Raw genomic sequence first — 13486 nt, forward strand, 5'->3', positions numbered from 1 at the left:
CGCTAGGCGGTTTTTTTCATGCCGTAATTACTTACGATACGTAAGGATCAGCACGACCAGAGTTGCGAAAGCAATCATCAGAGATAACGCTTCGAAAACAGTCATAACATCCCCCCACTCGCTAGGGAGTAGAAAAAACGACTACCAGTTGTCTCAAAATGTATTATAACATAATATTGATATTTTTAAAATGCACCTCTAAAGGTGTGTTTTTTATTTTGCATTAGTCCATTACTTGTGGTTGGGTCGACCTAGTCCAATTTTTGTGCTCGATTAAGACCTGGTACATTTTGTGGTTTCGCTAGTACATTCTTGTGCTCAAGCTAGTCCAAATCTGTGGGTCAACCTAGTACAACTTTTGTGGTCGTAGGCAAAAATACCCTGTTCAACAATAAGCAAAAATGGCTTGTACAGACTAAAATTTCTGTACAAGCCACATCTAAACAAATAAATCCTCCTTCGTTAAAATAGTAATTGCCTATATTACTAAAACGAAGGAGGATTTTTTATCTATGCGTCAGTTTATCACAAATATGCTTAACATTCAAGAGGATAAGATTGAGGAACTACAAACCATTGCGCAGTCCGACGGCTCAATCATTATTAATCTTAAGCTAAAGGTTACCTCTAAGATCTGTCCGTTCTGTTCCGGACCTATAAAAATTCATGGATACTATCCACGAACTCTCACACACTCTACACTGGTCAATCGTAAATGTAGCATTGTTTATCGCCAAAGAAGATTCCGTTGTCCCAAGTGTTCTTATTCTTTTAACGAACTTAATCCCTTTACTAAAGCCAATGACGGACTAACTCACGAAACCAAAATTAATATTTTGAAAGATTTAAAGCATCCCGAAGACACTTATACCAGTGTTGCTGAACGATACCATGTTTCCAAAGCTACTGTTCTAAGATTATTTGACAAACACGTAGATATTATGCGTAAGCCTTTACCAATGGTATTATCCATGGATGAGCACTATTTCCCTGAATCTGATATGGATTCTCTTTACTGCTGCCTGCTCATGAATTTTATCACGGGTGAAGTAATAGATGTACTTCCCACACGCAGAAAGCATTACCTTATTGACTATTTTTCCTCTATCCGTGGAGATATTCAAAACTACACTCTCAAACGCAGCGAACTCAACAATGTAAAGTATATATCCATGGATCTGTATGACAACTTTAGGGATATTGCACAGATATGTTTTCCGGATGCCATTGTTTGTGCAGACAGCTTTCATGTAACCAAACATCTTACAGATGACTTTAATAAGATTAGGCTAAGATGTGCACGAAATACTGAAAACCATACCTATGAGTATCTTCTAAGAAAATTTAATTTTGTATTTAACCATACTACGGACTTGGATAATGAACCAAAATACAACAAAGCCTTAGGCCGTTATGTCAATTTAAGAGATATCCGAGACTTACTGTTTGCTCAATTTCCAGAGTTGGAAATTGCTTATAACTTAAAAGAATTATATCTGAAATTTAATCAGAGTGGAGAATATTACAAAGCTTCCGGCAGTCTCGAAGAAAAATACGATATACTTAAGAACCGATTTGGTGACTCCGGAATACCTGAATACAATGAATTTTATGGCCTTCTGGTTAATTGGAAACAAGAAATACTAAACTCATTTACAACGATTAATGGCAGGCGCATAAATAACAGTTACATTGAATCGAAGAACAGAATTCTGAAGAAACTTATTATAAATGCCAACGGCTTTAGAAATTTTAAACGAACCCGTAACCGAATCCTTTATTGTCTCAACAAATACGATAAATTCACTCTTTAAAGACGAAAATGGCTGGAGCAATACGCTCTAGCCATTGAAACCCAATAACATGGACTAGGTCGACCACAAAATTTGTACTAGCACGACCCACATATTGTAATAGGTCTACCCACAACTACGGACTAGGTCGACCCACACTCATGTAACAGCCCAACCCCAAAATTTGGACCAATGCCTTTATTTTAAGCATATTTAAAAACAAAGAGGCCGGGTTTTGTCCCAACCTCTTTGTTCATAAAGTCAATCTTACATTTTTTGTAAAAAATCTTTTAGTGCCTCCAGCTCTTCTTTACTGAGCGTCACACCCTTACCCATTTTGTCGTGCTCCGGAGACCATTCGCGAAGGTCGTACTTAGGCGCACGCCCGTTCCAGGATATCAGGTTAAGCTCTTTAGTCCAGCCTTTAGAACCGGTGCTCAGAACACCGATATGTTCAACAATTTCAAAAGATATTTCTGTCTTAGGCATATGTAAAACCCCCTATAAAGCTATTCATCTTCCTCGTCAAAACCGCTTTCGATAACATAATTATCATATTCTTCTTCGGCAATTAAACATAATCTGTTAAAGATTTCCATAGCCAAATCAGTATGGAGCGGGATATTATCGAGATCATTCTCATCATCCACTATATTATCAATATAACGGCCATCTTGCCACATAGCCCACAAAAACTTTTCGGGAATCCTATCCAGGTACTTTACAGTCATGTCCTCTACCGTCTTCACATAAACATCCCAATAAACCGAGCCACCATTAGCAACCTGATCACCTAAATCTATCAAAGCGTTGTTATTCTGCATCCCTTCTTGTTCTCTAAGTTCATCAGCAATATTATCAACAATGGTAGAATACAAAAAATCTGCTACTTCCGTTCTAGTTATATCGTCCATAAAATCAGCGGAATCTTTTACCAGCATAAGCATCGCTCCAATCATTAATCAGCTTCAGTTCCAAGCGCACTCTTACGATAAATATCAATAGTCTTGCCGGCAGCATTTTTCCACTCTATCCAACCGTCACATGACTGATTCAAAACAACGCTTCCAGCACAGCTCGGGGAACAGTCCCCTAAACTAAAATCATCTAACAGGACACCATTAGCATCCATAGGCAACTGCGTACGCAATTTTCTTGACTTATTAGAAGTACCTATATCCTCATGAATACCTAGACTGCTTCCTTTAAGCAAAGTCCAGTAGCCATTAATCACTCTGACCGTTGCCTTTACCAGCTTATTATCAGACTTCTTCTTACGTGCAAAATAATAAACACCATCAGGGATTATCCCGCACGTAATATTCTCCGTCGCAGCTTCAAAAATTTCCTGCTTAGTTTCTGATATCGGGAACACCACAGTACCTTCAAAGGAAGACAGAAGCTGTATTACAACGTTTACATCAATAGCAAACAACTCAGCATCAGCTACACGGCTCTTCTCAAAAATAGTATGCAAAAGTAGCTCTTTTTCATCGTACCCTTCCACTTCAATAGCAAAAACACGCTTCAACGAAGAAACATTACGATAACCGTTGCTTTCTAGATTATACATGCGCTGAGAATAATTAGCCATTGTAGTCTTTCCGATTTTTATCAAACCGGGAACAGCTGTACTCATAAGATAAATTATACCTTTTGCCATACATAAGCCTCCAATCAATCCTTCTTACTGAAAAAACTTCTGTTGCCGCCGATGCCAAAGTATTTCTCAAAGAAAGCCTTCAAACGGTCAATAATGCCCATCTTCTTTTCTTCACGCTTATTATTTTTCGTGAAACGGCTTACAGGCGGCATCATGCTATCAATATCTGTACCGGCAGTTTTGATTTCACCCTGTTGAAATGCGTTTTCAAGAAAGTTGCGTGTAGCTTCAGGCTTCAGCTTTTCAGCCTTAATGATATCCTCAAGCTCTTCTTCGCGCTTTTCAAAGACAAAATCATTCCAGTCTCCTATTATGTCGTTACCATCACTATCGTTGACATCCTCAATAAACGCTTCAATAAGCTTTTTCTTGCTGCGCAGAGTCGGACTGGAATCAACAGCCTTTTGGATAGTAACCAGTATTTCCTTATCCTCGCAGTTGCTCTCATGGTACTGTTTGACCAGCATAAGGATATAGTCAATGTTGACTTCAATCTGCTTTACAAGCTCAACCTCAAAGACAACATCATCGGTGATGTCGGTTTTCTCGCCTTCCGGTCCTTTAGGAGGCCAGTTTTGGCGTAAATCCTCATAAATACTGAGGTAATCCTGCATATCACGCTCGCTGATGCCTTTCTTGCCGACAAATTCATCGAAGCAGCTAAGCAAATTGCGCATACGAAGCACTGCACCGAAAAGCATAATAAAGTTCTTTTGGTTCTTTTCGCCAATAATCTGATGCTCAGAGGCAGGATATTTTTCCTGTAGCTCAGCAATCATATCAATATAGCCGCGTACAGGCTTGCCATCATCGTCCCTGCAGCCATAATAATATTCTTTAAATGTACGCACAAGCACAATGCTGCTCGCATCACGGTCTCCGAAAAGCGCAATAGCACTTTCCATGCGTGGCTGTAACCGGCGGAAGCATACAATGTTGCCGTAGGTCTTAATGGAATTCAGGATACGGTTTGTACGACTAAACGCCTGAATAAGCCCGTGCATCTTTAAGTTTTTGTCAACCCAGAGCGTATTGAGCGTGGTCGCATCGAAGCCTGTAAGGAACATATTTACTACTATAAGCAGGTCAAGCTCCTTGTTCTTCATGCGGAGCGATACGTCCTTATAATAGTTTTGGAACTTGTCAGAGGAAGTATCATAGTTCGTATGGAACATGACGTTATAGTCACGGATAGCATCTTCAAGGAAATCTCTTGAATTTTGGTCAAGGGCTGATGTATCCTCGGAGTTCTCGTCATCAATAACGCCGTCAGCTTCTTCTTCATTAGCTCCATAGCTGAAGATAGTTGCTATCTTTAAAGACTTGGAAGGATCCTCCGCCATCTGCTTTTTGAACTCCTGATAGTAGAGCTTAGCCATCGGCACAGAAGCTACCGCGAAAATAGAGTTAAAACCGCTCAGACGCTGCTTACGCTTGATTTCTTCAACCTCCTGACGGCCTGCAGAAGCAACATCCTTAATGTTGGTCAGAGCGTTGAACACATAGGTCTTGTCGCCACGGTAGGTCTTACGGTCAAAGTTATTGAGAATGTACTTGGTTACAAGCGAAATACGTTCGGGAGCCATCATTGGCTTCTCACGGTCAATGCCCCATACATCTTCGTCCTTGATATCCTCTTCCAGCGCCATAGTCTTGATAAAATCAACACGGAAGGGCAGGACGTTCTTGTCATTAATAGCATCAACGATGGTATAGGTATGGAGCTTATCACCGAAGGCCTGCTCCGTAGTCATAAGCTGTGCGTTCTTCCTTGCGCCTGCGTTCTTGGCAAAGATAGGCGTACCAGTGAAGCCGAACAGGTAATACTTCTTGAAATGCTTGATAATATCGGTATGCATATCACCGAATTGAGAACGATGGCATTCATCGAAGATGATAACTATTTCCTTATTATAGACATCATGCTGCTGGTTTCTCTTAATAAAATTAGCAAGCTTCTGTATCGTAGTGATAATGATTTTAGCATTAGGATTCTCTAATTGCTTTTTCAGAATCGCCGTGCTGGTATTGCTGTTGGCAGCGCCCTTCTCGAAGCGGTCATATTCCTTCATGGTCTGGTAGTCTAGGTCTTTGCGGTCTACGATAAAAAGAACCTTATCAACGAAATCAAGCTGTGAAGCCAGCCTTGCAGTCTTAAAGCTGGTCAAGGTCTTACCGCTGCCGGTAGTATGCCAGATAAAACCGCCTCCGGCTACGTTGCCGTATTTCTTATAGTTGTGCGCAATCTCAATGCGGTTCAGAATGCGTTCCGTTGCCGTAATCTGATAAGGACGCATAACCATCAGCATCTTTTCAGAAGTGAAAATACAGTATCTGGTGATGATGTTAAGCAACGTGTGCTTGGCAAAGAAGGTTTTGGCAAAATCTACTAAATCAGGAATTACCTTGTTATTGGCATCAGCCCAGTAGCTTGTAAACTCAAAGCTGTTGCTTGTCTTGGACTTCTTGGTCTTACCGCTCACTGCATCCTTGATTGTATTGATACGTGTAGTATTAGAGTAATACTTGGTTAGCGTACCGTTGGAGATAACAAAAATCTGCACATATTCGAAGAGTCCGCAGCCCGCCCAGAAGGAATCACGCTGGTAACGCTCAATCTGGTTAAAAGCTTCGCGGATAGGCACTCCCCTGCGCTTTAGCTCGATATGGACCAGCGGAAGACCGTTGACTAGCACAGTCACATCATAGCGGTTATTATACTTTGCACCCTCTGCCTTGCCGTTTTCGTACTGATTAAGCACCTGCAGGCGGTTGTTATGCACGTTCTTCTTATCAATAAGGCGGATATTCTTGGAAGTGCCGTCCTCACGCTTCAGAACCTTTACATAGTCCTCCTGGATTGTCTGCGTCTTATCTTCAATCTTGTCATTAGGATTAGCGATAGCAGTAGTAAAGAACTGCTGCCATTCGCTGTCGGTGAACTTAATATTGTTAAGCTCTTCCAAGCGTTCACGCAGATTAGCGATAAGGTCAGCTTCCTTATGAATGTTCAGATAGGTGTAGCCCTGTTCAGTCAGCAGACGGATAAATTCCTTTTCCAGCTCCGCTTCGCTCTGGTAGCTGTCCGAGCGTCTTGGCACAGGCTCATATTCGGTTATAACCGTGCTTTCCGTAGTTTCCGCTACGATATTGAAATAAGGCATGGCTTACGCCTCCTTTTTAAATTCCTTAAAGGTTAAAAGCTTGTCACGATAGTATTCATACTGTTTTTGGCGCGCTTCAATTTCTGCCGGCAGACCGCTGGAGATGTCGTTGCAAAGAGTGTCGAAACGGTCGAGGATGCCAACGATGCGTTGTTGGACTTCGAGAGATGGGACGGGAATTATTAAGTTTTCTACAACAATTCTTGAAAGTCTTGGTATGCTAGCTTTTCTTACATTAGCTAACAAAATATTTTTTCTAACCAACAAAGAATAATAGATAAATTTATTATTAACATTCTTAGTATCAGTAAAAATCAAGCAATCATCTGCTGCCCAAAACTTTTTATTACAAAAACCTATTTCTCCTGCTGCTCCAGCACTAATAACATATGTTGTTTCAGCTTCACAATTATACTTATTAAAATATCCCATAGGTTCAAGACTATTTTGATATACAGGATATTTCCCTTCTGTAATAAGTTGTTTTTTTACGACACGTATTCCACGCTTAATATCAGCAATATCCCCCAGCTTCATCCAGCGTACAGGCGCATTAAGCTCTAGTTCGTTCGTTCGTTCGTTCAAAATGGTCCTTTCATTCGGTTTGAACGTCAACAGTAAATCCCTATAATATTCATACTGCTTCTGCCGAGCTGCAAGCTCGGCTGCAAGCTCGGCTGGTTAGAAACGGAAACTGCAAGCTCGGCTGTTAAGAACGTGAAATTGTCCAGAATACGGACAATCTCACGTTGTACCTCCAGAGGAGGTACAGGGAGCTTAATACTCATTAAATCTTTCATTGAAATACTTTTTACTGTACCACCAAATATACGCTTTAAGCATTCTGTTTTTATTTCGTTCGACTGAAGCATATACATTAAAAATTTAGAATCAATAATATCAGAACATGGCTTAATAGCATATACACCTTCTTTTATATTCCAATTTATTGGCTCCTCATCAATCAAAGCTGTCATACCAATAGTACCAGTACCGGAAAATAAAATATCTCCAACTTCAAGATTGGAACGGTTATTACAAAGTTTCAATGCATCATCATTAATTCTATCAGTCGAATCGGAAAACACAATTTTATTACCTCTGATTTCCCTAATCGTGACATAATAATTTTTTGCATCTTCAGTATTTAATTTAAAAAATTTTCTTGGATTCAAGCCAGTATTTAAAGATTTTATAATATTTTTAAGCTCTTTATATTCCACCCCATCGGGGCACAGCTTTTCAATTAACTCTTCCAAATTACTCATTGTGTTTCACCACCATCTTCCTTCTCCTGCGGATGTTGCATATAAAATATATCCTTCTGCCTTTCAATTTCCGTGCGCAACTGCTCCTTCGTCGGCAGATAGGTCAGATACTTCGACATGAAAAGCCTGTCATTGTCGTGCAGCACAGAATAACGTGCGATATCTTCGCTCGTTTCGCTGCAAAGCAAAATGCCAATCGTGGGATTATCGCCCTCTTTGCGTTTCAACTCGTCATACATACGCACATACATATCAATCTGTCCCACATCCTGATGCGTAATTGTGCCCATTTTCAAGTCAATCAGCACATAACATTTCAACTCTATATTGTAAAACACCAAATCAATATAATAATCCTGCGTATCCGTCACGATATGCTGTTGGCGTGCAACAAACGCAAAACCTCTGCCCATTTCCATAAGAAAATCGCGGATATGTGACAGAATCGCTGCTTCAAGATCAGATTCCACAAAAGAATCCTCGGTACGAAAGCCAAGAAATTCGGCGATAATCGGACTTTTTAAAAGCTCAAACTTGTTCTTTTGATACTCTGCGGTTTTTGCCTTCATTTCCGCAATAATCTTTTCTTTTTGCGGCGATTGCAGCAGGCGGTAATAATATTGTGTGCCAATGTTCCTATCAAGAGTGCGTGAACTCCAACCTTCGCTCGTTGCTTCTTTCATATACCAAAGGCGGGCAGCTTCGTCAGGAACACGAAGAAGGCTGCAAATATGCGACCAATTAAGATTTGGCAGACATGTCTGCCAAATTGCTTTATCCGGAAAAAGTATATAAAACTTTCTAAAATTACGCAGATTTCTTTCCGAAAAACCTTTGCCATATTCTTTAGTCAGCTCTGCTGATAATATCTTAATTAAATTTTCTCCATATGCCGCACGTTCTTTACCATTTTGCTCTTCTTTAAAAATCCTTTTCCCGATTTTCCAATAGGTATCAAGCGTTGCGTAACTAATAACTTTGTATGCCTTATCTCTACTTTGAAATATTATATTCTTAATATCAATAAGAGTAGCATTATATTCATCAGTCATTAAATTTTTACCCATTACCCTACCTCTATTCTGTAACATCAGAAAATGGCACGCACGCGTGCCAAATATTTCAACTATACTAAATAGCAAGCTTCTATTCGGTAGCTACGGCTAGCGATTTACCCCTCAATTTCCGCAATAATCTTGTCAATTTCGCTGCGCAGAACCTGCTCACGGGCAACAATCTCCGCGATTTCCGTATTGAGCTTTTTGATATCAATTTTCTCACGGGTGTCCTCAGGCTCCACATAGGTAGAAACAGAAAGGTTGAAATCGTTCTCGGAGATTTCCGCATAGTCCGCCAGATGGCTGAAATGAGCAACATCCTCACGTTTAGCAAAAATATCAACGATACGGTCAATATTTTCTGGCGTCAGCTTATTGTTATTCGTAACCTTAATGCATTCCTTGGAGGCATCAATGAACATAACCTTGTTATCACTTTTGCCTTTTTTGAGCACCATAATACAGGTAGCAATGCTCGTACCGAAGAAGAGACCGCCGCTAAGCTGAATAACCGCATCTACATAGTTGTTGTCCACCAGATACTTACGGATTTTCTGTTCCGCACCGCCACGGTACATGATACCGGGGAAGCATACAATGGCAGCCGTGCCGTTGGCAGCGAGCCAGGACAAACTGTGCATGATGAAAGCCATATCAGCCTTGCTCTTGGGGGCAAGCACGCCTGCAGGCGCAAAACGCGGATCGTTAATCAAGGTAGCATCGCCGTCACCAACCCATTTTACGGAATACGGCGGGTTTGATACGATTAGCTCAAAGGGTTCTTCATCCCAATGCTGCGGATTGGTTAGCGTGTCCTCGCAGGCAATATCAAACTTATCAAAGCCTATCTTATGCAGGAACATGTTAATACGGCAGAGGTTATAGGTCGTAATATTGATTTCCTGACCATAGAAGCCGTTACGGACAGCATCCCTGCCCAAAAGCTCAGCACATTTGAGCAGCAAGGAGCCGGAGCCGCAGGCAGGGTCATAAGCCTTGTTGATTTCCTTCTTGCCCACCGTGCCCAAGCGCGTAAGCAGTACACTTACTTCCGGTGGAGTAAAGAACTCGCCACCGCTTTTACCGGCACCGGATGCATACATGCCCATAAGGTATTCGTAAGCATCACCAAAAGCATCAATAGAATGGTCATTAATATCACCAAGGTTCATATCCTTCACGCCGTTAAGCAGCTTTGCAAGGCGCTCGTTGCGCTTCGCTACGGTCGCACCTAGCTTATTGCTGTTAACGTCAAAATCATCGAACAGACCGGAGAAATCCGCCTCAGACTCACTGCCCTTGGCAGAACCCTCGATGTTGTTGAAGATACGCTCTAAGCGTTCGTTAAGGTTCTCGTCATTGGCTGCATTAGCACAAACATTACAGAAGAGTTCGCTGGGCAGCATAAAAAAGCCCTTTTCCTCGATAAGACCTTCACGGGCTTCCTCTGCGTCCTCGTCGGACATTTTAGCGTAATCAAAGTCAGTGTCACCTGCTTCAATCTCATTTTGGTTAATATAATTAGTCAGATCCTCAGAAATAAAGCGATAAAACATAGTGCCAAGCACATAGTTTTTAAAGTCCCAGCCGTCTACTGCTCCGCGCAGCTCATCCGCAATCGCCCAAATAGCACGGTGAAGCTCTTCTCTTTCCTGTTCCTTCTTGATATCAGTCACGTCAAAACCTCCTAGATTTATCTTAATGTATAGTAATTACTCAACAAATAAATTCATAATTATATTATACAGCCTTAAGCAGATAAAAGAAACGTTCTAAGGGTTTTTATTTTTTTGAACGGCACCAATAAAAAATCCTATTGCAGACTAACTCAGAACATCTGCAATAGGATTTTACGCTTATCTCATATTAAATTATGCAACAGCGCCGGCTTTCCCCTTACTTGCTCAGGTACTCGTCAATAGCAGCTGCAGCCTTCTTGCCAGCGCCCATAGCGCTGATTACGGTTGCAGCACCGGTTACGATATCGCCGCCGGCGAACACGCCCGGAATAGAGGTAGCACCTGCCTCGTCAGCAACGATGTTACCGCGCTTGTTAACCTCCAGATCAGGGGTAGTCTGTTTAATCAGCGGGTTCGGACCTTGGCCGATAGCCATAACTACCATGTCAACGTCGAGCACATATTCGCTGCCTGCGATAGCTACAGGAGAGCGACGGCCGCTGGCATCCGCTTCACCCAGCTCCATCTTAATGCACTTCAGGCCGTTAACCCAGCCTTTTTCATCGCCCAAGATAGCAACCGGATTGTTCAGCAGGCGCAGCTCAATGCCTTCTTCCTTAGCGTGGCCGATTTCTTCCTTACGTGCGGGCATTTCCTCCTCGCTGCGGCGATACACGATATAAACCTGCTCCGCGCCAAGGCGCTTCGCGGTACGCGCTGCGTCCATTGCTACGTTGCCTGCGCCAACGATAGCAGCCTTCTTGCCAACGTATACAGGTGTAGCGTAGTTCGGGAATTCGTAAGCCTTCATCAGGTTTACACGCGTCAAAAATTCGTTGGCGGAATATACGCCGTTAAGGTTTTCGCCGTCAATCTGCATAAAGTGCGGCAGACCGGCGCCGGTACCAACATAAACAGCGCTGAAGCCTTCCTCCTCCATCAGCTCTTTGATGGTGAAGGTGCGGCCGATTACAGCGTCAACTACGATTTTTACGCCCAGCTTTTTCAGTGCGGAGATTTCATGCTGTACGATTTCCTTCGGCAGACGAAACTGCGGAATACCATACATCAGCACGCCACCGGCAGCGTGCAGCGCTTCGTACATGGTTACATCATATCCCATTTTAGCCAAATCGCCGGCGCAGGTCAGGCCGCTGGGGCCGCTGCCTACTACGGCAACCTTCTTGCCCTTGCGTTCTGCCGGAGCCTCAACATCGTTGTCCAGGCCATGCTCACGCGCATAGTCGGCAACAAAGCGCTCCAGGCGGCCGATAGCTACAGGCTCGCCCTTGATGCCCAGCACGCATTTGCCCTCGCACTGGTTTTCCTGCGGGCAGACACGGCCGCAGACAGCAGGCAGGGTACTCTTCTGCTTGAGAATTTTATAAGCCTCGGCAAAGTTTTCCTGTGCCACCTCATGAATAAACTTAGGAATATCAATATTAACAGGGCAGCTGCCTACACAACGCGGTTTGGGGCAGTTCAGGCAGCGCTGTGCCTCGTCTACTGCCATTTCCTTAGTGTAGCCAAGTGCTACCTCCTGAAAGTTTTTGTTACGCACATCAGCCGGCTGTTCCGGCATAGCATTTCTCATTCCTCCACGCATTTGCAATGACCTCCACAGCTATATTCCAGTGCTTCCTGGTCCTTGTACATCTGCTGACGCATTACCAGGTTCGCAAAATCTACCTCGTGAGCATCAAACTCCGGTCCGTCTACACAGGCAAATTTGTTCTCGCCGCCAACCATTACACGGCAGCCGCCGCACATGCCGGTGCCGTCTACCATGATAGTGTTTAGGCTGGCTGTAGTTTTAACGCCGAAGGGTTTGGTGGTCGCTGCCACGTTTTTCATCATGATAACAGGGCCGATGGCCAATACTAGGTCAATTTTCTCGCCTGCCTCCAGCATTTCACGCAGCGGGTCGGTTACAAAGCCTTTGCGGCCTGCACTGCCGTTATCGGTGGGCAAAAACAGCTCGTCGCTGAAAGGAGCAATTTTATTCTGCCGCTCGTCGCTGATAGCAGCCATTTTATCCTGCCAGATTACCAGATCCTTGTCGCGCGCACCGATGATGGAGATAACCTTGTTGCCCAGCTCGTGGTATGCACGCGCGATGGGATAAACAGGCGCAACGCCGATGCCACCGCCTACTACTACAACAGTACCGAACTTGCCCATCTCGGAAGGATGTCCCAAAGGACCTACTACGTCGAGAATATCGTCACCCTCGTTAAAGGTGTCGCACAAGTGCTTGGTGGTGTTGCCCACAGCCTGCACGATTAAGGTGATATAGCCTTTTTCACGGTCAAAATCCGCAATAGTCAGAGGAATACGTTCGCTGTATTCGTCAGTGCGGATGATTACAAACTGTCCCGGATGGCATTTGTGTGCCACCAGCGGCGCGTCTACGACGAACTCGTAAACAGCAGGTGCTAAATTTGCTTTGGTAATGATTTTAGCCATTTTCTTGCTTTTCTCCTTTTGCTGCTAATTGCTATTTATTCAAGAGCTTTCTGGTGCAAGCCTCAGCTTCCGCGTAAATCTTTTCTTCGTCAAAAGTCCGCAGCTTGCCTGCTTCCACAACCTTTTTGCCTGCTACGAAAACAGTGTCGGCGTCGGTACTGCTTGCTGCATAAACCAGCTGGGACAGCTTATTGTGACGCGGATACCAGTAAGGCTTATGCATATCCCACAGTACGATATCTGCCTGCTGACCTTCCTCCAGAAGGCCTGTATCAGCAAAGCCCAGTGTTTTTGCACCGTCAACGGTTGCCATCTCCCACGCTTTTTTAGCAGGAACAACGAGAGGATCAAAGGTGGTTGCCTTGTGCAGCATTGCGGCAGCACGGCATTCCTCC

The 13486-nt window shown here is 43.4% G+C and carries 13 protein-coding genes; 1 reads left to right on the forward strand and 12 read right to left on the reverse strand.

Annotated features, from left to right (window positions below; translation table 11 throughout):
• Positions 1-27: 27 nt before the first annotated feature.
• A complete protein-coding gene (locus tag BN587_RS12250) occupies positions 28-105 on the reverse strand; it encodes a putative holin-like toxin (protein WP_366939773.1) in 78 nt (25 codons plus the stop codon).
• 407 nt (positions 106-512) lie between these two features.
• On the opposite strand from BN587_RS12250, the gene BN587_RS11580 reads away from it, so the two are divergent.
• Complete coding sequence (locus BN587_RS11580; RefSeq protein ID WP_021721104.1) at positions 513-1814, forward strand: ISL3 family transposase; 1302 nt, start codon at positions 513-515, stop codon at positions 1812-1814.
• 246 nt (positions 1815-2060) lie between these two features.
• Here the strand turns inward: BN587_RS11580 and BN587_RS10555 are convergent, their stop codons facing one another.
• From BN587_RS10555 to BN587_RS12105, 11 genes are all read right to left on the reverse strand, one after another.
• The gene (locus BN587_RS10555; protein ID WP_021721105.1) at positions 2061-2282 is read right to left on the reverse strand and encodes a YdbC family protein; all 222 of its coding nucleotides are present in this window, start codon (positions 2280-2282) and stop codon (positions 2061-2063) included.
• Between the two features lie 20 nt (positions 2283-2302).
• Positions 2303-2734, reverse strand: a complete 432-nt coding sequence (locus BN587_RS10560; RefSeq protein ID WP_021721106.1) for a hypothetical protein — start codon at positions 2732-2734, stop codon at positions 2303-2305.
• A 17-nt stretch (positions 2735-2751) separates the two neighbouring features.
• Positions 2752-3456, reverse strand: a complete 705-nt coding sequence (locus BN587_RS10565; protein ID WP_021721107.1) for a GIY-YIG nuclease family protein — start codon at positions 3454-3456, stop codon at positions 2752-2754.
• Positions 3457-3470: 14 nt separating this feature from the next.
• The gene (locus BN587_RS10570; RefSeq protein ID WP_021721108.1) at positions 3471-6620 is read right to left on the reverse strand and encodes a type I restriction endonuclease subunit R; all 3150 of its coding nucleotides are present in this window, start codon (positions 6618-6620) and stop codon (positions 3471-3473) included.
• 3 nt (positions 6621-6623) lie between these two features.
• The gene (locus BN587_RS10575; RefSeq protein ID WP_021721109.1) at positions 6624-7205 is read right to left on the reverse strand and encodes a restriction endonuclease subunit S; all 582 of its coding nucleotides are present in this window, start codon (positions 7203-7205) and stop codon (positions 6624-6626) included.
• A gap of 26 nt (positions 7206-7231) precedes the next feature.
• A complete protein-coding gene (locus BN587_RS10580; RefSeq protein ID WP_021721110.1) occupies positions 7232-7888 on the reverse strand; it encodes a restriction endonuclease subunit S in 657 nt (218 codons plus the stop codon).
• Entirely contained in the window at positions 7885-8955 is a 1071-nt protein-coding gene (locus tag BN587_RS10585; protein ID WP_021721111.1) for a PDDEXK nuclease domain-containing protein, read from the reverse strand. Before BN587_RS10585 ends, BN587_RS10580 begins: the two co-directional genes overlap by 4 nt.
• A 104-nt stretch (positions 8956-9059) precedes the next feature.
• Positions 9060-10622, reverse strand: a complete 1563-nt coding sequence (locus tag BN587_RS10590) for a type I restriction-modification system subunit M (protein WP_021721112.1) — start codon at positions 10620-10622, stop codon at positions 9060-9062.
• 220 nt (positions 10623-10842) lie between these two features.
• Positions 10843-12231, reverse strand: a complete 1389-nt coding sequence (gltA, locus tag BN587_RS10595) for an NADPH-dependent glutamate synthase (protein ID WP_021721113.1) — start codon at positions 12229-12231, stop codon at positions 10843-10845.
• Positions 12216-13091, reverse strand: coding sequence for a sulfide/dihydroorotate dehydrogenase-like FAD/NAD-binding protein (locus BN587_RS10600; protein WP_021721114.1), 876 nt, complete (start codon positions 13089-13091; stop codon positions 12216-12218). Before BN587_RS10600 ends, gltA begins: the two co-directional genes overlap by 16 nt.
• 31 nt (positions 13092-13122) lie before the next feature.
• On the reverse strand, positions 13123-13486 hold a 364-nt coding region (locus BN587_RS12105), incomplete at its 5' end, for an amidohydrolase family protein (protein ID WP_044484929.1).

The organism is Phascolarctobacterium succinatutens CAG:287, from assembly GCF_000434895.1.
GTDB classification, from domain to species: Bacteria; Bacillota; Negativicutes; order Acidaminococcales; family Acidaminococcaceae; genus Phascolarctobacterium_A; species Phascolarctobacterium_A succinatutens_A.

Coding starts and splice junctions, on each gene's coding strand:
- BN587_RS12250 (WP_366939773.1), bottom strand. CDS start 105: ATGACTGTTTTCGAAGCGTTATCTCTGATGATTGCTTTCGCAACTCTG.
- BN587_RS11580 (WP_021721104.1), top strand. CDS start 513: ATGCGTCAGTTTATCACAAATATGCTTAACATTCAAGAGGATAAGATT.
- BN587_RS10555 (WP_021721105.1), bottom strand. CDS start 2,282: ATGCCTAAGACAGAAATATCTTTTGAAATTGTTGAACATATCGGTGTT.
- BN587_RS10560 (WP_021721106.1), bottom strand. CDS start 2,734: ATGCTGGTAAAAGATTCCGCTGATTTTATGGACGATATAACTAGAACG.
- BN587_RS10565 (WP_021721107.1), bottom strand. CDS start 3,456: ATGGCAAAAGGTATAATTTATCTTATGAGTACAGCTGTTCCCGGTTTG.
- BN587_RS10570 (WP_021721108.1), bottom strand. CDS start 6,620: ATGCCTTATTTCAATATCGTAGCGGAAACTACGGAAAGCACGGTTATA.
- BN587_RS10580 (WP_021721110.1), bottom strand. CDS start 7,888: ATGAGTAATTTGGAAGAGTTAATTGAAAAGCTGTGCCCCGATGGGGTG.
- BN587_RS10585 (WP_021721111.1), bottom strand. CDS start 8,955: ATGGGTAAAAATTTAATGACTGATGAATATAATGCTACTCTTATTGAT.
- gltA (WP_021721113.1), bottom strand. CDS start 12,231: ATGCGTGGAGGAATGAGAAATGCTATGCCGGAACAGCCGGCTGATGTG.
- BN587_RS10600 (WP_021721114.1), bottom strand. CDS start 13,091: ATGGCTAAAATCATTACCAAAGCAAATTTAGCACCTGCTGTTTACGAG.